Source organism: Nocardia brasiliensis ATCC 700358, from assembly GCF_000250675.2.
GTDB classification, from domain to species: domain Bacteria; phylum Actinomycetota; class Actinomycetes; order Mycobacteriales; family Mycobacteriaceae; genus Nocardia; species Nocardia brasiliensis_B.
Genome location: NC_018681.1, coordinates 6,925,780 through 6,945,538, shown reverse-complemented (window position 1 = coordinate 6,945,538; position 19,759 = coordinate 6,925,780). Strand labels below are relative to the sequence as shown.

18 protein-coding genes are annotated in these 19,759 nt (G+C 68.7%); 13 read left to right on the top strand and 5 right to left on the bottom strand.

Going from position 1 to position 19,759, the window contains the following annotated elements; all coding sequences use genetic code 11:
* The first annotated feature begins 9 nt into the window (after positions 1–9).
* Positions 10–687 carry an NADPH-dependent F420 reductase gene (locus O3I_RS30735; protein WP_014986923.1) on the top strand — a complete coding sequence of 226 codons (678 nt, stop codon included), beginning with the start codon at positions 10–12 and terminating at the stop codon, positions 685–687.
* Between the two features lie 411 nt (positions 688–1,098).
* Here O3I_RS30735 and O3I_RS30730 read toward each other — a convergent pair whose 3' ends face one another.
* Positions 1,099–1,830 carry a hypothetical protein gene (locus O3I_RS30730; protein ID WP_014986922.1) on the bottom strand — a complete coding sequence of 244 codons (732 nt, stop codon included), beginning with the start codon at positions 1,828–1,830 and terminating at the stop codon, positions 1,099–1,101.
* 908 nt (positions 1,831–2,738) lie between these two features.
* Between O3I_RS30730 and O3I_RS30725 the strand changes: the two genes are divergently transcribed.
* Positions 2,739–3,416: an HD domain-containing protein gene (locus tag O3I_RS30725; protein WP_014986921.1), complete on the top strand. Its 678-nt coding sequence runs from the start codon at positions 2,739–2,741 to the stop codon at positions 3,414–3,416.
* 111 nt (positions 3,417–3,527) lie between these two features.
* On the opposite strand, the gene yaaA is transcribed toward O3I_RS30725, so the two are convergent.
* Positions 3,528–4,271 carry a peroxide stress protein YaaA gene (yaaA, locus tag O3I_RS30720; RefSeq protein WP_014986920.1) on the bottom strand — a complete coding sequence of 248 codons (744 nt, stop codon included), beginning with the start codon at positions 4,269–4,271 and terminating at the stop codon, positions 3,528–3,530.
* A 58-nt stretch (positions 4,272–4,329) separates the two neighbouring features.
* Between yaaA and O3I_RS30715 the strand changes: the two genes are divergently transcribed.
* Complete coding sequence (locus O3I_RS30715; RefSeq protein ID WP_014986919.1) at positions 4,330–6,087, top strand: proline--tRNA ligase; 1,758 nt, start codon at positions 4,330–4,332, stop codon at positions 6,085–6,087.
* Between the two features lie 224 nt (positions 6,088–6,311).
* A complete protein-coding gene (locus O3I_RS30710; protein WP_014986918.1) occupies positions 6,312–8,063 on the top strand; it encodes an acyl-CoA dehydrogenase family protein in 1,752 nt (583 codons plus the stop codon).
* Between the two features lie 184 nt (positions 8,064–8,247).
* Here O3I_RS30710 and O3I_RS30705 read toward each other — a convergent pair whose 3' ends face one another.
* Complete coding sequence (locus O3I_RS30705) at positions 8,248–8,682, bottom strand: ferritin-like domain-containing protein (protein ID WP_014986917.1); 435 nt, start codon at positions 8,680–8,682, stop codon at positions 8,248–8,250.
* Positions 8,679–9,284, bottom strand: a complete 606-nt coding sequence (locus O3I_RS30700) for a hypothetical protein (protein ID WP_237748162.1) — start codon at positions 9,282–9,284, stop codon at positions 8,679–8,681. The genes O3I_RS30705 and O3I_RS30700 overlap by 4 nt, the downstream gene beginning before the upstream one ends.
* Before the next feature lie 240 nt (positions 9,285–9,524).
* On the opposite strand from O3I_RS30700, the gene rimP reads away from it, so the two are divergent.
* The 8 genes from rimP (at position 9,525) to O3I_RS30665 (ending at position 18,105) form a co-directional block, all read left to right on the top strand.
* A complete protein-coding gene (gene rimP / locus O3I_RS30695; protein ID WP_014986915.1) occupies positions 9,525–10,199 on the top strand; it encodes a ribosome maturation factor RimP in 675 nt (224 codons plus the stop codon).
* Positions 10,196–11,227, top strand: coding sequence for a transcription termination factor NusA (gene nusA / locus O3I_RS30690; RefSeq protein WP_014986914.1), 1,032 nt, complete (start codon positions 10,196–10,198; stop codon positions 11,225–11,227). Before rimP ends, nusA begins: the two co-directional genes overlap by 4 nt.
* A 68-nt stretch (positions 11,228–11,295) precedes the next feature.
* Positions 11,296–11,655 (top strand): YlxR family protein, encoded by a 360-nt coding sequence (locus tag O3I_RS44200; protein WP_014986913.1) that lies wholly within the window; start codon positions 11,296–11,298, stop codon positions 11,653–11,655.
* 109 nt (positions 11,656–11,764) lie between these two features.
* Positions 11,765–14,767, top strand: coding sequence for a translation initiation factor IF-2 (infB, locus tag O3I_RS44195; RefSeq protein WP_081594189.1), 3,003 nt, complete (start codon positions 11,765–11,767; stop codon positions 14,765–14,767).
* 69 nt (positions 14,768–14,836) lie between these two features.
* Entirely contained in the window at positions 14,837–15,127 is a 291-nt protein-coding gene (locus tag O3I_RS30680) for a DUF503 domain-containing protein (protein WP_014986911.1), read from the top strand.
* Positions 15,128–15,182: 55 nt separating this feature from the next.
* Positions 15,183–15,623, top strand: coding sequence for a 30S ribosome-binding factor RbfA (rbfA, locus tag O3I_RS30675; protein ID WP_014986910.1), 441 nt, complete (start codon positions 15,183–15,185; stop codon positions 15,621–15,623).
* Between the two features lie 13 nt (positions 15,624–15,636).
* A complete protein-coding gene (locus O3I_RS30670; RefSeq protein WP_014986909.1) occupies positions 15,637–16,638 on the top strand; it encodes a DHH family phosphoesterase in 1,002 nt (333 codons plus the stop codon).
* Positions 16,639–16,755: 117 nt separating this feature from the next.
* A complete protein-coding gene (locus O3I_RS30665) occupies positions 16,756–18,105 on the top strand; it encodes an MATE family efflux transporter (RefSeq protein ID WP_051067041.1) in 1,350 nt (449 codons plus the stop codon).
* A 49-nt stretch (positions 18,106–18,154) separates the two neighbouring features.
* Here O3I_RS30665 and O3I_RS30660 read toward each other — a convergent pair whose 3' ends face one another.
* Entirely contained in the window at positions 18,155–18,559 is a 405-nt protein-coding gene (locus tag O3I_RS30660) for a hypothetical protein (protein WP_141691629.1), read from the bottom strand.
* A 176-nt stretch (positions 18,560–18,735) separates the two neighbouring features.
* On the opposite strand from O3I_RS30660, the gene O3I_RS30655 reads away from it, so the two are divergent.
* The gene (locus O3I_RS30655) at positions 18,736–19,692 is read left to right on the top strand and encodes a metallophosphoesterase family protein (RefSeq protein ID WP_086006301.1); all 957 of its coding nucleotides are present in this window, start codon (positions 18,736–18,738) and stop codon (positions 19,690–19,692) included.
* The last annotated feature ends 67 nt before the right edge of the window (positions 19,693–19,759 follow it).

The window sequence follows — 19,759 nt, the reverse complement described above, 5'->3', positions numbered from 1 at the left end:
GTGCGGCGTATGACAACCCTTGGATTGATCGGCAGCGGGAACATCGGCGGTACGGTGGCGCGACTCGCCATCGCCGCGGGACTCGACGTGGTGCTCAGCAACTCCCGTGGTCCCGAAACCCTGTCCGATCTGGTCGCGGAGCTCGGCCCACGGGCGCGGGCGGCGACCGCCGACGAGGCGGCCGCGGCGGGGGACATCGTGGTGGTGACCGTGCCGCTACGCAATTACCAGCAGGTGCCGGTCGCGCCCCTGGCGGGCAAGGTCGTCATCGACACCAACAACTACTACCCGGATCGGGACGGCACCTTCGCCGAACTCGCGGACGGTACCGTGACGAGCAGTGAACTGCTGCAAAAACATCTGCCGACCTCGAAGGTGGTCAAGGCGTTCAACAACATCTACTTCGTGCACCTCGGCGAACTGGCCCGTCCTGCGGGCGCCGTCGACCGGTCGGCGCTGCCGATCGCGGGCAACGACACCGGCGCGAAAGTCGCTGCGGCACAACTGATCGACGCGCTCGGCTACGACACCGTCGATGCCGGCCCGCTGAGCGAGAGCTGGCGCTTCCAGGTGAGCACGCCGGTCTACGCCGACGCCTACGCGGCGGCACTTCCGTTCTGGGAGAACGCCGCAACCCCCGCGGACGGCACCAGGATTCGCGAACTGCTCGCCGCCGCACAGCGCTGACATGGGAGAACCCGGGAGCTTAGCCTGCTCCCGGGTTCCGGTTCTGCCGCCCAATTCGCCCACCCCGGTGGGGGAAGAGATGAGGCTGAGATTCACGGCGTGTCGTGCCTTTGGACCACTTCCCCATGGCGGGGAAGGCCGGAGTCGAACCGGCATCTCGTCGCGTGCGTGTCCCTTCCTCGTACCGTCGGTGTTCGGCGGCGAATACTCGTGCTGGAGCGAGAGTCTGAGATTGGCACGGTTGCCTCTGCCTGTTGGGCTACCCGGACATGGATGCCCGGAGGGGGACTCGAACCCCCACTGACGCCGTGGATTTCAGGTTCAACTTCAGTTTGAGTGTGCGCTCCTTGCGCTTCCCCCGCACGCGGCGGGGGAGTCTGTGGGCCCGGGGCCGATCGACCCCGGGCGGTTTCAGCGGAACAGGTAGCCGAAGATCACGTCACCGGTCTTGCGGTCGGTGACCTCGGTCCCGTTGGCCTCCTCGCGCGCGAACTTCACTGCGCGAGCGAGCTTGTCGACGCGCTCGGCCAGCTCGTTCACCCGGCGGGCGGGCAGGGCGCCGGAGAAACGCACCGTGTTCCAGTAGCCGATGGCGATGTCCTCGTAGTACACCTCCACCTGGGCCGGGTGCTTCTCGGTGGCCTCGGCCTTCACGTGGTTGCGCGGCACCTTCTTGGTCCGGATGGTGCGCACGGCGTCGGTCCGCCAGGTGTCGGTGGAGTCGTCGAACGACCACGCCTCGGCCGCGTCGAGCACCGGCAGCCGCTGCACGAAGGCGTGCAGCTCGGCCAGCTGCTTCTCCAGGAACAGCAGGTAGGAGACCGGCACGTCGCGCAGCAGTACCTCGCCGTCGACGGATACGTCGGCCTTCGCCTCGGTGTTCGTCCAGTCCTTCGTCGCGGTGGCGTCGAACAGGCGGGTCAGGGTCGCCGCGGTCTGCCGCAGCACCTCCTCGGACTTCACCTGCACGCGGGTGGACTCCGGCGGAAGCTGCTCGCCCTCTTCGTCTTTCGGCTGGTAGGTGCGCGCGATACCGGCGAGCAAAGCCGCCTTCTGCAACGCGCCGTGGCGTTGCGCCAGCTCCCGCACCGCAGCGCTCTTCACGCCCTTCTCGACCGCAATGATCTGATTCAGCTTCGTCATCTCTACCTCCCCGTCACGTATCCACACGTGGCGCAACAACATTCGGCCCGAGAATCCGAATCCTCCCGTTCCGGATCCCCGAGCACCCGCACGACGTTACGGGCGGAGTCTGAAGTCCGCATCCTATTTTCTGTCGGCGTCGAGGAAGCCGGGGTTGGTCTTCGGTCCTTACTTTCGAAGTGGTGGACCGGCTGCTGGCCGGCCAAGGCCCCGATCGCGGGGCTCAGCGCGCTCTGCGTCGGGCGCGCCTCCGGTCGCCGACGGCGTCTGCACGTGCGGCCGCCGACGGCAGGGGTTCGCCGTTGGGTTGTGCTGGAGCGTGGCTGGGCCGCCGAAGTGATGGTGTGCCTCGTCGTTGGGTTTGTGCTGTCGCGTTTGGGCTTGTCGGCTGGCTGCCGAAGCGGGACAACCCTGGTGTCGTCGACCTGCCGCGGGAGTTACATGGATAGTGCTGAGCGCGGTGAGTGCCGTTCCCGGCTGTAGGCGCACGTAGGTGCCAGGGGTCTCGTTCCGGCGTGGTCGTCTGGCTGTGGTGCCGTTCTCGTGATCACCTCGACCAGGAACCACCGGTTGGTGTGCGGATAGCGTTGTGCCTCGGCGGTTTTCACAGACCATCTATACGGTTCACCGGCCCTCCAGCCCCTGTGAAGCGTATGGGCGCTCTGTGAGGCCCCACCTATCTGTCGCTTGGTCCTCCCCGCCTCCCACTCCCCGCGCCCTTCCTGGCGTCGCGCACCCCTTTCGTGTTCGCGCACGGGCTATGGCCGTCCACAGCGGGTGCGGGAAAATGGAAGGGGTGCGTGAACTGGCCCGGGTCACCTATCTGTCGCTTGGTACACACCTTGGGGTGCCCGATGCCACAGGGTGGCGGGATTGTGGTGGGGTGGTGGGGTCGCCAGACTGTGTCGATGGGGATATCTCTTGATGCGGAGCTGCTCGAGCGGTGGGCCGGGTTGGCGGGGGCTGGTGCGATCACTATGGGGGAGTTCGTGATTCGGTGTTATCGGGAACCGCATCGGCGGTATCACACGGTGGAGCATCTGCAGGCGATGCTGGGGGTGATCGATGATCTGGCGGGGGAGGCGGAGGATATCGATGCGGTGCGGTATTCGGCGTTCTTTCATGACGCTGTTTATGCGGTGGAGCGTGACGACAATGAGGAGCTGAGTGCTCGGTTGGCTGAGGAGTCGCTCGGAGAACTGGGGGTGGCAACGGAATTGATTGCCGAGGTGGGGCGGCTGGTGCGGCTCACGGCGACGCATCGTGTGGTGGATGGGGATCGGAACGGGGCGGTGCTCTGTGACGCGGACCTGGCGGTGCTCGCGGCCGACGAGGCGGGGTATGCCGCGTATACAGCCGCGGTGCGGGCGGAGTACGGCCATGTGCCGGACGAGCTGTTCCGCGCCGGTCGTGCCGCGGTGTTGCAAGGGCTCGCCCAGCAGCCGTACCTGTTCCGAACCCATACTGCGCGAACGCGTTACGAGGCGGCGGCGCGGACGAACCTGTCTCGGGAGCTGGCGACGTTGACCGCTGCTGGTGACTCGAGTGGCGACGCGCTGACTCAGCCGGCGAACAGGCGTTGCTGATTGCTGCCGATGACTCGGTGGCGGCGCGTTGACTTGTCCGGGGAGCTGGCGTTGTTGATTGCTGCTGGTGACTCAGGTGGCGGCGTGTGCGAGCTGGCCGCGCTTACCGGCTCAGGTGAGAATCAATAACTCGGTCGGCGAGGCGATTTCGGTTTTCAGGCCGGCTTTGCCCGCCACCTTCGCCAGGCCGCGCACGTCGGTGGGTTCGGCGCGGGTGAGCACGAGCGCGCGGGCCAGTAGGCCTTTGTGATGTTTGTTGAAGTGGCTGACCACGGTGCGGGAGCCGTCGGGGTGTTCGGTGAGCACGTTGGCGGTGACCGCGCCGGGCACCCGGCCGAGTTGCTGATAGGTGCCCGATCGCAGGTCGACCACCAGATCGCCGGCCGCTTCGGCGAGCAGCGCGTCGGACAGCGAATCGCGCCAGACGGCCGAAAGTGTGGGCAAGCCGGGCAGTTTCGAACCGCCGGAGAGCCGGTAGGCGGGAATCGGGTCGCTCGCGCGGACCGCGCCGAACAGCGCGGACCCGATGCCGAGGCGCGCGTAGGCCTTGGCGCGCTGCGCCTTGCTGAACGAGCGCGCGTCGAGCGCGTCGTAGAGCACGCCGGTGTAGCGCTCCAGCGCGGGGCGGGTGGGGGAGCTGCGCAGGGACGCGTTGCGGGCGATCTCGGCGTCGGCGCCTTTGCCGAGACCGAGCACCGTGCGGCTCGCGTCCGGGTCGGTGGCGAGCTTGGTCAGCTCATCGATCAACTGGTCGCGTACCGCGGTGAGCTGCGGCATCGACAACGCGTCCAGTGCCAGCGGCACGTCGGTACCGCCGTCGGACTTGGTTTCGGAGGGAGGCAGCAGCACCAGCACGAACGAATACGGTAATGCGTTGCGAGCATCGCGCGAGCAGCGACTACCCTGTGCATCCGTGATCACCCGCCTCTCCCGCCTTTTCCTGCGTACCCTGCGCGACGATCCCGCCGACGCGGAGGTGCCCAGCCACAAACTTCTCGTGCGCGCCGGATACGTGCGACGCATCGCGCCGGGCGTCTACTCGTGGCTGCCGCTGGGCCTGCGAGTGCTGCGCAAGGTCGAGGATGTGGTGCGCGAGGAGATGGACGCGATCGGCGCACAGGAGATCTCGCTGCCCGCGCTGCTGCCGCGCGACCCGTACGAGACCACCAACCGGTGGACCGAATACGGCGACGGCCTGTTCCGGCTGAAGGACCGCAAGGGCGCGGACTACCTGCTCGGCCCGACGCACGAGGAACTGTTCGCGCTCACCGTGAAGGGCGAATACAACTCGTACAAGGACCTGCCGGTCACCCTGTACCAGATCCAGACCAAGTACCGCGACGAGGAGCGTCCGCGCGCGGGCATCCTGCGCGGCCGCGAATTCGTCATGAAGGACTCGTACTCGTTCGATCTCGACGAGGACGGCCTGAAGGCCAGCTACGCGGCACACCGCGAGGCCTACCAGCGGATCTTCGACCGGCTGCAGGTGAAGTACGTCATCGTCGCGGCCACCTCCGGTGCGATGGGCGGCAGCGCGTCCGAGGAGTTCCTGGCCGACAGCCCGGTCGGCGAGGACACCTACGTGCGCTGTGTCGAGTCGAGTTACGCGGCGAACGTGGAGGCCGTGGTCACGCCCGCGCCCGCGCCGCTGCCGATCGAGGGCCTGGCCGAGGCGGTCGTGCACGACACCCCGGACGCGCCGACCATCGCGACGCTCGTCGACTGGGCGAACAGCGCGGGCATCGCCGAGCAGTTCGGCCGTCCGGTCACCGCGGCGGACACGCTCAAGAACGTGATGGTGAAGCTGCGGCATCCCGACGGCAAGTCCGAGATCGTCGGCATCGGCGTGCCGGGCGACCGTGAGGTCGACGACAAGCGGCTCGGCGCGTCGGTCGAACCGGCCGAGGTGGAGTTGCTCACGGAGGCGGATTTCGCGGCGAACCCGTTCCTGGTGAAGGGCTACATCGGCCCGAAGGCGTTGCAGGCCAACGGTGTTCGCTACCTCGTCGACCCGCGGGTCGGCACCGGCACGGCATGGATCACCGGCGCGGACGCGCCCGGTAAGCATGTGGTCGGCCTGGTGGCGGGCCGGGACTTCACCCCGGACGGCACCATCGAGGCCGCCGAGGTGCGCGACGGCGATCCCTCGCCGGACGGCCGGGGCGCGCTGGTGGCCTCGCGCGGTATCGAGATCGGGCACATCTTCCAGCTCGGCCAGAAGTACACCAACGCCTTCGAGGTGGATGTGCTCGGCGAGAACGGCAAGCCGGTCCGGCTCACCATGGGCTCCTACGGTGTCGGCGTCTCCCGCATGGTCGCGGTGATCGCCGAACAGCAGCACGACGACAAGGGGCTGCGCTGGCCGGCCGAGGTCGCGCCGTACGACGTGCACGTCGTCATCGCGAACAAGGACGAGGCGGCCCGCGCGGGCGCCGAGCAGGTCGTCGCCGGCCTGCACGCCAAGGGTTTGGACGTGCTCTTCGACGACCGCACCGCCTCACCCGGCGTCAAGTTCAAGGACGCCGAATTGCTCGGCATGCCTTTGGTTCTCGTCATCGGCCGGGGCTGGGCCGAGGGCAAGGTGGAGCTGCGCGACCGCTTCACCGGCGAAGCTGCCGAACTCCCCGCGGATTCGGCCGTCGACGCCGTCGTCACCCGGATACGCGGCTAGTCCGGCACACGAGCGACGGCCCCGGTGGATTCCCCCGGGGCCGTTCGCGTAGGCGGGAGGGTTTCAAGATCAGGGGGAACTGGGGGCGCCGCGCTCTCGCACGATGCCGCCGTCAGTTCCTCCTGATCATGAACGCGCGACCTACGGAACCGTAGGCGGGATTTGCGGTGTGAAGTGGGGTGGAGGGGCTATGGGCTGCTGTTACCCGCTGGTAAGTTAACGGCATGACGAGCACCGATCCGTTGTTGTTCAACCCTGCCACCTACGACCCGCAGCATTTCGACGCCGAGACCCGGCGGCTGCTGCGTGCCACCATCGAGTGGTTCGAGTCGCGGGGCAAGCAGCAGCTGCTGGCCGACGACGCGGACGCGGTCTGGACGGCCGACTTCCTCGAGTTCGTCGCGAAGGAGAAGCTGTTCGCCACCTTCCTGACCCCCGCCGAGTTCGCCGACGGCGACGAGAACCGGCGCTGGGACGCGGCGCGCAACGCGGCACTGTCGGAGATCTTCGGCTTCTACGGGCTGGCCTACTGGTACGCCGAGCAGGTGACCATCCTCGGGCTCGGGCCGATCTGGCAGAGCGAGAACAAAGACGCCAAGCAGCGCGCGGCCGCCGACCTGGCCGCCGGCCAGGTGATGGCGTTCGGTTTGTCCGAGCGCGAGCACGGCGCCGACATCTACAACACCGACCTGGTGCTCACTCCCAGCGAGCCGGGCAGTGCCGATGCCGAGGCCGGAATCCTGTTCCGCGCCAACGGCGAGAAGTACTACATCGGCAACGGCAATGTGGCGAGCATGGTTTCGGTGTTCTCCCGCCGGTCCGATGTCGAGGGCGCCGACGGCTACGTCTGGTTCGCCGCGGACAGCAGGCACGAGAACTACCACCTGCTGGGCAATGTCGTGCACCAGCAGATGTATGTCAGCACGTTCCGCCTGGAGAACTACCCGGTGCGGGCCGAGGACATCCTGCACACCGGACCCGAAGCCTTCTCGGCCGCGCTGAACACCGTCAACGTCGGTAAGTTCAACCTGTGCCACGGCGGCATCGGCATGGTCGAGCACTCCTTCTACGAGGCGATCACCCACGCGAACAACCGCATCCTGTACGGCAACCCGGTCACCGACTTTCCGCACGTGCGGACCAATTTCGTCGACGCCTACGCGCGCATCGTCGCGATGAAGCTGTTCAGCGATCGTGCCGTGGACTACTTCCGCAGCGCGAGCCTCGACGACCGGCGCTATCTGCTGTTCAACCCGATGACGAAGTCGAAGGTGACCTCGGAGGGCGAGACGGTGATGACCTTGCTGCTGGATGTGCTGGCGGCCAAGGGATTCGAGAAGAACACCTACTTCGCCGAGGTGCAGCGGCTGATCAACACGCTGCCCCGGCTCGAGGGCACGGTGCACGTCAATGTCGGGCAGATCCTGAAGTTCATGCCGAACTATCTGTTCAACCCCAAGGAGTACCCGGAGATCGGCACCCGCCTCGACGCGGCCGACGACGAGTTCTTCTGGCGGCAGGGCCCCGCCCGCGGCGCGGGCAAGGTGCAGTTCGCCGACTGGACCCCCGTGTACGAGAAGCACGCCGACATCCCGAATGTCGGCCGCTTCTACGAGCAGGCGCAGGCGCTGCGCACGCTGCTGAGCACCGCGGCGCCCGATGCCGGCCAGCAGCAGGACCTCGACTTCATGCTGACCATCGGCCACCTGTTCGCCCTGGTGGTCTACGGTCAGCTGATCCTCGAGCAGGCGGCGATCACCGGACTGGATCGCGATCTGCTCGACCAGATCTTCGATTTCCAGGTCCGCGATTTCAACACCTATGCGACCACGCTCTACGGCAAGCCGTCGGCCAGCCCCGACCAGCAGGCCTGGGCCGCGTCGGCGCTGCGCCCGCCGGTGGCGGATCGCCCGCGCTTCGACCGGATCTGGGCCGAGGTGGCGGCCTACGACGGCGCGTACGAGATGCGTCCGTAGCTGCGAGCATCGAAAAGGCCGACCCCGCAAGCCCTGTGAGGTCGGCCTTTTCGTGCGAGTTCACCCTGGCCCTGCTGCCGGACGAACCGCACACCCAATATGGGTGCTGGGTACCCGGCCCGGCACAGGTGAAACTCCTTCTCCGGGGTTTCCGGAGGTGTGCTGGCGCACAGGGTGTTTCGGCTCAGACCTTGCCGGGGAACGGTGTGGTCGGCGGGTCGGTGCCCAGGATGGACTGCCAAGTGGCAAGGCGGACCGCGCATTCGGTGAGCCCGTCGATGCCCATCCGGCGCAGCGCTTCGGACGTGCCGTGCTCGACCACGGCTCGCCACGCGACCGCGGTGTCGGATTCCACGGTCGCGGCCAGATGCGCCGCGGGAATCGGATCGTTCGCCGGAAACGGCATCGTGTAGGCGGCATCCGGCGGCGGGGCGGTGACGCCCGCCGCGGTGAGCGCGTCGATCGTGGCGTCCCGGCGGGCGCGATGGCTCGCGGTGTGCTCGGCGACGAGACGGTAGCGCTCGCGCGAGGCATACGCGGCGACCACACCGTAGGCGTACACCGCGCTGTATTCGGCGCGCAGCGCGTCCAGCAGCGCCTGACGTTCGGCATCGGTCATGCCAGCAGCACCCCCGCCTGGGCGGCGCAGGCCGCGCTGATCGAGGCGAGCAACCCGGCCCGGTAACCCGACTGGGTACTCGCGAGAGCGGCCGCCGCCTGCCGGGACTCGGTGAGCTGTGCGCGCAAGGTGTCGAGGCTGGGCGGTGCGACGGGCGGCACCGCCGAACCGGAGGCCACCGCGGACGGACCCGACGCCTGCCCCGGTGCGTTCGTCCTGGTGCGGTGCACCGGCTTGGTGCCGTCGCCGTAGACGCCGATCACCCGCTCGATCTCGGTGCGCAAAGCGTCTGCGTGCGCGGTCCTTTCGGTCGCGATCGCGGTGAGCGCGCTGTGCTTCGCCGGCGCCAGCGCGATCGCGGCGGTGGCCGCCGCAGCGTCGGCGCGTGCCAGAACCTCTTGGGCGGCAAGCGGATCCGGCTCGTGCACGGTGTCCTCGGTGGTGCAGCCGACGGCCGCGCCGAGCGCGAGCACGCCGACCGCGCCGCCACCGGTGAGCCGTAACACGGTGCGGCGGTCCAGCGGGAACCGGGAATCGTGCCGGTCGGACGGGGAGCCGGAAGAGCGTGCGGCGTTCGGCTGCACGGGAGGGCGGATGGGCACGGCACCATCGTGCCAGATTCGCCGGGGTGCCTCGGACCAGGCACCGCCGGTCCTCGGAGTTCGACGCGGCGGCCCTCGCCTGGGTACGCTTCGCTGCCGCCGCCGAGCCGTCGATCGGCCGCGAGTGGCGCGCGTACTCCTTGCCCGATGGTCCTTTACACTCTCTGAGCGCGTTACGCTAGACCTTCGGTTGAAGTAATTTCCCTACCGCCGTCACAACTGAACCAGGAGCCGCCCCAGATGCCGATGCCGACCGAGGAAAGGCTGAGCCAGCTCATAGCTGGACTCGTCGAACGCCGAGGGTTCGACCTCGAAGGGGTCGAGATCTCGACCGCCGGCAAGCATGCGGATGCGCAGGCTCGTGTGAAGGTGACCGTCGACAGCGACGGACCGTCCGATCTCGACTCGATCGCCGTACTCAGCGCCGAAGTCTCGGAGTTGCTGGACGAGGCAGGCGATTTCGGCGAGACCCCGTACCTGCTCGAGGTCACCACCCCGGGCATCGATCGCCCGCTCACCGAGGACCGGCACTGGCGTCGCGCCCGCGGCCGCAAAGTGCTCGTGCAGCTACGCGAGGGCGCACCCGTCCCCGACTCGGGTGGCGCCCGGAAATTCGAGGCCAGGGTGGGTGTGCTCGACGGCGATACAGTTGCGTTGGTACTGGGCGGCAAACACAAGCCGCATCGGGTGCGCGTGCCGCTAGCCGATATCGCGGAAGCGGTGGTGCAGGTCGAGTTCGGCAAGCCGGGGCCGCGGGAAATGGAACTGGCCGGCGGCGTGGCGCCCGGGCGCCCGGTGCCCGGCCAGGAAGATGATGTGCCGGCGGTCGACGCCGCGGATGTTTCAGGAACAACGAATGCACTACCCGGATCAGTAACAGCGTCCGATTCGCCGACCGAAGGGATCGTGGAATGAACATCGAAATCGAAGCCCTGCGCGCGATCGTCGCCGACAAGGGGATCTCGATCGAGACCGTGATCTCCGCGATCGAGTCGGCGCTGCTCACCGCGTACCGGCACACCGAGGGCCATCAGCCCAACGCGCGCATCGACATCAACCAGAAGACCGGAACGGTCCGGGTGATGGCGCGCGAGCTGGACGCCGACGGCAACGTGATCTCCGAATGGGACGACACCCCTGAGGGTTTCGGCCGGATCGCGGCGACCACGGCGCGCCAGGTGGTGTTGCAGCGGCTGCGCGACGCCGAGAACGAGAAGTCCTTCGGCGAGTTCTCCACGCACGAGGGCGATATCGTCGGCGGTGTGGTGCAGCGCGACGCGCGCGCCAACGCCCGCGGCACCATCGTCGTGCGCATCGGCAGCGAACTGCACGGCGCGGAGGGTCTGATCCCGCCCGCCGAGCAGGTGCCCGGCGAGACCTACGAGCACGGCGACCGGATCAAGTGCTACGTCGTCGGTGTCTCGCGTGGTCCGCGCGGCCCGCAGATCACCCTGTCGCGCACGCACCCGAATCTGGTGCGGCGACTGTTCGCGCTCGAGGTACCCGAAATCGCGGACGGCTCGGTCGAGATCGTCGCGGTGGCCCGCGAGGCCGGGCACCGCTCCAAGATCGCGGTGCGCAGCACGGTGTCCGGCGTGAACGCCAAGGGCGCGTGCATCGGCCCGATGGGGCAGCGGGTGCGCAACGTGATGAGCGAACTGGCCGGCGAGAAGATCGACATCATCGATTTCGCCGAGGATCCGGCGACCTTCGTCGGCAATGCGCTCTCGCCGTCGAAAGTGGTGTCGGTCACCATCGTCGATCCCGAAGCCAGGGCCGCGCGCGTCGTGGTGCCGGACTTCCAGCTCTCGCTGGCCATCGGCAAGGAGGGTCAGAACGCTCGGCTGGCCGCCCGGCTGACCGGCTGGCGGATCGATATCCGCAGCGACGCGGCCCCTGACATGGGCGGCGGCACGGTGCGGACGGAGGCGCACCGCAGTTGACCGGAACCGGCGCGACGCACCGTGCGTTGAACAGCACACAGCGCGATTCGGGCCATCGGGATGACATGTTGGTAACTTCCGCGGGGGAGCGGTTCGGTGATCCGACCGGTGCAGCGGTAGAGTGGACAGAGGTTCAGCACGCGCAACCGATTCGGACCTGTATCGGATGCCGGAAGCGCGAGTTGGCCGCCGGTCTGTTACGGATCGTGGCACGGAAATCGGATACCGGAAACGGTGCCCCCGCTGTCATGATCGTTCCCGATCCGCGGCGCAGACTTCCCGGACGGGGTGCCTGGTTGCACCCCGTCTCGGCTTGTCTGAACGCGGCAGAACGGCGCCGAGCATTCGGCAGAGCACTAAGAGTGTCCGGAAATCTGGATATCTCAGCCCTGGAGCAGTACCTCGAGAACAGGCACGAGCACTCATGAGCACACCGTGAAGCACCAACGATGAACGTCCATCGGAGATAACCCGAGGTCGTGCGGGCCCCGTCCCTGAACAACGGGTGCACTGCTCGACCTCTCAGTGAGGAGAGCAGTGGCAGGCAAGGCCCGCGTGCACGAGTTGGCCAAAGAACTCGGTGTCACCAGCAAGGAACTACTCGCAACGCTCAAGGAGCAGGGCGAGTTCGTGAAGTCTGCGTCGTCGACGGTGGAAGCTCCCGTCGCGCGCCGGCTGCGTGAGTCGTTCGCATCGAAATCAGCCCCGTCGAACGGCACCAAGTCGGGTTCACGCCCCGGCCCGTCCTCGTCGGCCCGTCCGGCCGCGAAGCCCGCAGGAAACGGTCCCCGTCCGGGGCCGCGCCCGTCGGCCCCCGCGCCCGCCCCGGCCGCTCAGGAAACCGTCCGCGAGGCCAGCCCGGCGCGGACCGAGGGACCGGCTGTGAAGCCGGGCCCCGCCGTCCGTCCGACCCCGGCGCCCGCGCCGAAGCCGGCCGCGGCGCGCGAATCCGCACCGGCACCCGCCGCGTCGGCCGCCGCCGAGACCAGCTCGGCTCCGGCTGCCCCGCGCCCGACGCCGAATGCCGCGCGTCCGGGTCAGCAGCAGCGTCCCGGCGCCCCGACCCCGGGCGCCCCGCGTCCGGGTGGTTCCGGCCCGCGTCCCGGCCCGAAAACTCCTCGGGTCGGCAACAATCCGTACTCTTCGGCGCCTGAGCGTCCCGCGCCGCGTCCGGCTCCGGGCCAGGGTGGCCCGCGTCCGGGTCCGGCTCAGGGCGGTCCGCGTCCCGGTCCGGCCCAGGGCGCCCCGCGTCCCGGCGCGCCCGCCCAGGGTGGCGGCGCGCGTCCGGCTCCCGGTCAGGGTGGCCCGCGTCCCGGTGGACCGCGGCCGAGCCCCGGCTCGATGCCGCCGCGGCCCAACCCGGGTGCCATGCCGTCTCGTGCGGCACGGCCGGGCGGTGCCGGTGGACCCGGCGCCGGTCGTCCGGGTCGTCCCGGTGGCGGTCCCGGCGGTGGCGCGGGTCGTCCCGGCGGCGGTGGCGGTGGCTACCGCGGTGGCGGCGCGCCCGGTGGTGGCGCCGGTGCCGGCACGGGTGCGCCCGGTGCCGGTGGCGCCGCGGGTGGTTTCCGTGGTCGTCCCGGCGGCGGCGGTGGTCGTCCGGGTGGTCCCGGTGGCCGTGGCGGTGCGGCCGGTGCGTTCGGTCGCCCCGGTGGTGCCCCGCGTCGTGGCCGTAAGTCGAAGCGGGCGAAGCGCGCCGAGTACGAGAGCATGCAGGCGCCCGCCGTCGGCGGCGTGCGGCTGCCCCGTGGCAACGGCGAGATCATCCGGCTCGCCCGCGGCGCCTCGCTGTCGGACTTCGCGGAGAAGATCGACGCGAACCCGGCTGCCCTGGTGCAGGCCCTGTTCAACCTCGGTGAGATGGTCACCGCGACCCAGTCGGTGAACGACGAGACGCTCGAGCTGCTCGGCAGCGAGATGAACTACGTCGTGCACGTGGTCAGCCCCGAGGACGAGGACCGCGAGCTGCTGGAATCGTTCGACCTGACCTACGGCGAGGACGAGGGCGGCGAAGAGGACCTCGAGCAGCGTCCGCCGGTGGTGACCGTGATGGGTCACGTCGACCACGGTAAGACCCGACTGCTGGACACGATCCGTAAGGCCAACGTCCGCGAGGGCGAGGCGGGCGGCATCACCCAGCACATCGGCGCCTACCAGGTGCTCACCCACCTCGGCGAGCAGGACCGCCTCATCACCTTCATCGACACCCCGGGTCACGAGGCGTTCACCGCCATGCGTGCCCGCGGTGCGAAGGCCACCGATATCGCGATCCTGGTGGTCGCCGCCGACGACGGCGTCATGCCGCAGACGGTGGAGGCGATCAACCACGCGCAGGCGGCCGACGTGCCGATCGTGGTGGCGGTCAACAAGATCGACAAGGAAGGCGCGAACCCGGACAAGGTCCGTCAGCAGCTGACCGAGTACAACCTGGTGGCCGAGGAATACGGTGGCGACACCATGTTCGTCAACATCTCGGCGCGGCAGGGCACCAACATCGACCAGTTGCTCGAGGCCGTCCTGCTCACCGCGGACGCGGCGCTCGACCTGCGGGCCAACCCGGACATGGACGCGCAGGGTGTCGCCATCGAGGCGCACCTCGACCGTGGCCGCGGCCCGGTGGCGACCGTGCTGATCCAGCGCGGCACGCTGCGCGTCGGCGATTCGATCGTGGCGGGCGACGCCTACGGTCGCGTCCGGCGCATGGTCGACGAGCACGGTGACGACGTCACCGAGGCGCTGCCGTCGCGGCCGGTCCAGGTCATCGGCTTCACGTCGGTGCCGGGCGCCGGTGACAACCTGCTCGTGGTCGACGAGGACCGGATCGCTCGCCAGATCGCCGACCGGCGCAACGCGCGCAAGCGCAACGCACTGGCCGCGCGCAGCCGCAAGCGGATCAGCCTGGAAGATCTGGATGCCGCCCTGAAGGAGACTTCGGAGCTCAACCTGATCCTCAAGGGCGACAACTCCGGTACGGTCGAGGCCCTCGAAGAGGCGCTGCTCGGCATCCAGATCGACGACGAGGTGCGGCTGCGGGTCATCGACCGCGGTGTCGGTGGTGTCACCGAGACCAACGTCAACCTGGCGTCGGCGTCGAACGCGATCATCATCGGGTTCAACGTCCGGGCCGAGGGCAAGGCGACCGAGCTGGCCAACCGCGAAGGCGTGGACATCCGGTACTACTCGGTGATCTACCAGGCCATCGACGAGATCGAGAAGGCCCTCAAGGGCATGCTCAAGCCGATCTACGAAGAGGTCGAGCTGGGCCGGGCGGAGATCCGCGCGATCTTCCGTTCGTCGAAGGTCGGCAACATCGCCGGTTGTATGGTCACCTCGGGTTCGGTCAAGCGCAACGCCAAGGCGCGCCTGCTCCGCGACAACGTGGTGATCGCCGAAACCGTCACGATCTCCTCCTTGAAGCGGGAAAAGGACGACGTCACCGAGGTCCGCGAGGGCTTCGAATGCGGTTTGACGCTGACCTACAACGACATCAAGGAAGGCGACATCATCGAGGCCTACGAGCTGCGCGAAAAGCCGCGCGACTGAGCTCTGGACCGTGCGTCACGCCCGGCGTGACGCACGGTCCGGCCTTTTCGAACTTTGCGAGGTGGATGGGTGTACCTGGGTGCACTGGAGTTCGACCTCCTCCTGGGGGATGTGCATTCGCTCAAGGAGAAACGCTCGGTGATCCGGCCGATCCTGGCCGAACTGCAGCGTTTCGGGGTGAGTGCGGCCGAGGGTGGGGAGCATGACCGCCATCGTCGCTCACTGCTCGGGGTCGCCTTGGTCAGTTCCGGTATGGATCACCTGACCGAGGTACTCGATCGCTGCGAGCGACACGTCGCGGCACGTCCGGAGTTACAGTTGCTGGCAGTGCGCCGCAGGATCTTCGGACCCGAAGATTGACCGTGGCGGGAGGTCCGTTCACTCCCGTCACCAGTGAAAAGAGGAGGGTTCAGCCATGGTGGATCAAGCCAGGGCACGCCGACTCGCGAAGCGGATTTCCTCGATCGTGGCGACCGCGATCGAATACGAGATCAAGGATCCGCGGCTGGGTTTCGTGACCATCACCGACGCCAAGGTCACCGGCGATCTACGCGAGGCGACGGTGTACTACACGGTGCTGGGCGAAACCTTGGACGCCGAACCGGACTACGAGGGCGCGGCGCAGGGACTGGAGAAGGCCAAGGGCGTGCTGCGCTCGAAGGTCGGCGCGGGCACCGGCGTGAAGTTCACGCCGACCCTGGCGTTCGTGCTCGACAAGGTGCCCGAGGTCGCGGCGGATATGGAAGCGCTGCTGGCCAAGGCCAGGGCGGCGGACGAGGCGGTGGCCAAGGTGGCCGCGACGGCTCGGCACGCCGGTGACGCCGACCCCTACAAGGTCGAACGCGACGACGAGTGACATGCGGTAGACGATGACGACGATGCGGGAAACAGTCGACCTCGAACCGGCTGTCGAGGCAATGAAAGCCGCCCGCTCGGTCACCGTCCTCTGTCATGTGCAACCGGATGCCGACACGGTCGGCAGTGGTCTCGCGCTGGCGCTGGTTCTGCACCGGCGCGGGATCCCGGTGTGGGTGTCGTTCGCCGAGCCCGCCGAGCTGCCGGAATCGATGCGGTCGCTGCCCGGTGTGCAGCACCTGGTGCCGCCGGCCGAAGTGCCCGCCGAGGTCGATCTGCTGATCGCGGTCGACTGCGGCAGCGCCGGGCGCCTCGGCGCGCTCGCCGACCGAATGGCCGGGGCCGCAACGGTTCTGGTGCTCGACCATCATCGATCCAATACCCGGTTCGGCACGATCAACGTGATCGACCCCGGTGCGGAATCGACCACCAGCCTGATCGTGCGAGTGCTCGACACCTGGGGCATTCCGATCGATCCCGAAGTGGCGCACTGCCTTTACGCGGGACTGGTGACCGATACCGGATCGTTCCGCTGGGTGCGTCCCGGTACCCACGTGCTGGCCGAGCGGCTGCTCGCCACCGGCATCGACGGCGCCGAGATCGCCCGAACCCTGTTGGACACCCACCCTTTCGGCTGGCTGACCATGCTGTCGAAGGTGCTGGGCACCACCCAGCTCGTGCCGCAGGTGCGCGGCGGCATCGGGCTGGTGTACGCGTTCGTGCGGCGCGACGATATCGCCGAGGTGAGCTCCGAAGAGGCCGAAAGCGTCATCGACATCGTCCGCACCACCTCGGAAGCGGGAATCGCCGCGGTATTCAAGCAATCTCGCACCGTCGCCGACCGTTGGACGGTGTCGCTGCGGTCCCGCGACAGCAGACCGGGCGCGAACGACGGCGTGGACGTCGCCGAGATCGCGAGCGGACTCGGCGGCGGGGGACACCGGTTCGCCGCGGGGTACACCGCCTACGGCACCGCCGACGACCTCGTCGCCACCCTCCTGGCCGCGCTGGAGTGAAGTAGCCCCTACTACGGTGTCGAGTGACGAGGTGGATGCGTGAGTGGCGAGGGTGCGCGGCCGATCGAGGACGATCCGGCCGCGGGTGCCGCGCCGTCGACCGTGGCGACCGGTGAGGTGGTCGCCGAGCCTGCGGTGCAGGCGGGTCCGGGGCGGATTCTCGGGTTGGCGATTCCGACGCTCGGTGTGCTCGTCGCCGAACCGCTGTATCTGCTGTTCGATCTGGCGGTGGTCGGGCGGTTGGGGGCGCTCGCGCTGGCGGGGCTCGCGGTCGGTGGATTGATTCTGGCGCAGGTGAGTTCGCAGCTGACGTTTCTGTCCTATGGGACGACGGCGCGGGCGGCGCGCAGGCACGGCGCGGGGGACGAGCGCGGCGCGGTGGCCGAAGGTGTGCAGGCGACGTGGTTGGCGATCGGTGTGGGACTGGCGATTCTGGTGCTGGTCCAGTTGTGCGCGGTTCCGCTGACCACCGCGATCTCGGGCGGCGGGGATATCGCCGGCGAGGCCCTGCTGTGGGTACGGGTGGCGCTGTTCGGGGTGCCGCTCATCTTGATCTCCATGGCGGGCAACGGATGGTTGCGCGGCATACAGGAAACGCGCCGCCCGCTGATTTACGTCGTTGCCGGGCTTGCGATTTCGGGAGTGTTGTGCCCGGTACTGGTGCACGGGCTGCTCGGCGCGCCCCGGATGGAGTTGCCCGGTTCGGCGGTCGCGAACGTGATCGGCCAGCTGGTGATGGCGGCGTTGTTTCTGAATACTCTTGTTCGTCAGCGGGTTCCGCTCGCGCCGCACTGGTCGGTGATGCGGGCGCAGCTGGTGCTCGGTCGCGACCTGATCGTGCGCAGCCTCGCCTTCCAAGCCTGCTTCGTGTCGGCCGCTGCGGTGGCGTCGCGCTTCGGCGCGGCCTCGGTCGCGGCGCACCAGCTGGTGCTGCAACTCTGGAATTTCCTTGCGCTGACCCTGGATTCGCTCGCCATCGCCGCGCAGACCCTGGTCGGTGCCGCGCTCGGCGCGAACGACGCGGCCGGCGCGCGGACGCTGGCTCGGCGCGTCACCCAGTGGTCGGAGATCTTCTCCCTGGGGCTCGCCGCGTGTTTCGCCGCGGGCGCCGTGCTGATCCCGCAGCTGTTCACCGACGATCCCGCGGTGCTCGACCGGACTCATGTCGCGTGGTGGTTCTTCGTCGGCATCATCCCGGTCGCGGGCATCGTGTTCGCCCTCGACGGAGTCTTGCTCGGTGCGGGCGACGCGGCCTATCTGCGGACCAGCACGCTCGGCTCGGCGTTGCTCGGCTTCCTACCCGCCATCTGGCTCTCGCTGGCGTTCGACTGGGGAATCGCCGGAATCTGGGCCGGGCTGGTGGCTTTCATGGTGCTGCGGCTGGCCGCGGTGTCCTGGCGGGCGGCGTCCGGGCGCTGGGCACAGGTGGGCGCGGAGGTTCCCGGCCGCGGGCAGTCCGTCGGTTGACGAACGAAACCCCGGGCCCGGCCCGGGGTTTCGCGCTCCGTACGGTGCGTCAGTTGGGCAGGAAGCAGCGGTCGGCCGGTAACGACTCGACCGTGCCCGCGGGCACCGACACCTTGGCGCAGGCCAGGGTCGGATACGTGCCGGGCGTCTGCGAGTCGCCCTCGTAGTCGGCGCAGTAGGTGACGGCGAGATGGTCGCCCGCGGCCACCTCGCGGCTCAGCGTGAAGTTCGCCGGTGCGGCCGCCCGGTCGGACAGCTCGTTCTGCTGCGGGTCGCCGTCGATCAGCAGCGTGCACTGCACCTGAGCGGCGGGTAAATCGGAACTGATCGTGGTCAGCGTGGCGGTGACGGTGCTGCCCGCGACTTGTAAGGTCGCGCTGCTCGGCGGGATGGTGACGGCCGCCGAAGCCGGGCCAGGAGCGGCGATGATGGCTGCCGCGGCCGATGATGCCACGACAAACCCTTGAATTGTGTTGCGTGCGATCATGACCCGCAACCTACCGTGCTGCTTGCTTCGATTCGGAAGTTTCGGGATTCCGTTTGTCAGGTCGCCGCGTGCCGCGGTCGGTGATCTGGGCGCGCCCGGGGGTGGGCGGCGCGGAGGGGGTGGGTGTGCTTAAGGTGGGTGTGGTGATACCCAAGTTGATGGCGGTGAGCGACATTCATGTCGGGCACCAGGGGAATCGGCCGGTCGTCGAGCAGATCAAGGCCGACTCGCCGGAGGACTGGCTGATCGTGGCCGGGGACGTGGGGGAGAAGACCGACGACATCCGGTGGGCGCTGGAGCTGCTGCGTGGCCGGTTCGCCAAGGTGATCTGGGTGCCGGGCAACCACGAACTGTGGACCACGGCGAAGGACCCGGTGCAGATGACCGGCGCCGCCCGCTACGACTACCTGGTGTCGATCTGCCGCGATCTCGACGTGCTGACCCCGGAGGACCCCTTCCCGGCGTGGGAGGGCGCGGGCGCGGAGCAGCACGGCGGCTCGGTGACGCTGGCGCCGATGTTCGTGCTCTACGACTACACCTGGCTGCCCGAGGGCGCGACCACCAAGGCCGAGGGCCTCGCGATCGCGCGGGACCGCAATGTGGTCGCCACCGACGAGTACCTGCTCTCCCCGGACCCGTATCTGACCCGCGACGCCTGGTGCAACGCCCGCGTGCAGGTCACCAAGCGCAAGCTGGATGCGCTGCCCGAGGGCACGCCGCTGGTGCTGATCAACCACTTCCCGCTGGTCCGCCAGCCGACGGACGTGCTGTTCTATCCCGAGTTCGCGCTCTGGTGCGGCACCGACCAGACCGCCGACTGGCACACCCGCTACAACGTGGTCTGCTCGGTCTACGGTCACCTGCACATCCCGCGCACCTCGCACTACGACGGCGTCCGCTTCGAAGAGGTATCGCTCGGCTATCCGCGCGAATGGCAGCGCCGCGGCCTCCCGGACCGCCTGCTCCGCCAGATCCTGCCCGCCCCGGAGTACCCGCCGGGCACCCTCAACGAGTGGGGCGGCCACTTCCAGGTCACCCCCGAGATGAAGGCCGCCGCCGAAGAAATGCGCCTGAAGGCCCGCCGCCGCCGCGGCCTCTGACCTCCTCGCACCCCTTCTGCGTTCGCGCACCCGTTCCGGCAGGCCGCAGCGGGTGCGGGAACGCAGA

Excerpts from the sequence above, each read along its gene's own strand:
- O3I_RS30735 (WP_014986923.1), top strand. The coding sequence starts at position 10 with ATGACAACCCTTGGATTGATCGGCAGCGGGAACATCGGCGGTACGGTG.
- O3I_RS30710 (WP_014986918.1), top strand. The coding sequence starts at position 6,312 with ATGACGAGCACCGATCCGTTGTTGTTCAACCCTGCCACCTACGACCCG.
- nusA (WP_014986914.1), top strand. The coding sequence starts at position 10,196 with ATGAACATCGAAATCGAAGCCCTGCGCGCGATCGTCGCCGACAAGGGG.
- O3I_RS30725 (WP_014986921.1), top strand. The coding sequence starts at position 2,739 with ATGGGGATATCTCTTGATGCGGAGCTGCTCGAGCGGTGGGCCGGGTTG.
- O3I_RS30730 (WP_014986922.1), bottom strand. The coding sequence starts at position 1,830 with ATGACGAAGCTGAATCAGATCATTGCGGTCGAGAAGGGCGTGAAGAGC.
- O3I_RS30705 (WP_014986917.1), bottom strand. The coding sequence starts at position 8,682 with ATGACCGATGCCGAACGTCAGGCGCTGCTGGACGCGCTGCGCGCCGAA.
- O3I_RS30670 (WP_014986909.1), top strand. The coding sequence starts at position 15,637 with ATGACGACGATGCGGGAAACAGTCGACCTCGAACCGGCTGTCGAGGCA.
- rbfA (WP_014986910.1), top strand. The coding sequence starts at position 15,183 with ATGGTGGATCAAGCCAGGGCACGCCGACTCGCGAAGCGGATTTCCTCG.
- rimP (WP_014986915.1), top strand. The coding sequence starts at position 9,525 with ATGCCGATGCCGACCGAGGAAAGGCTGAGCCAGCTCATAGCTGGACTC.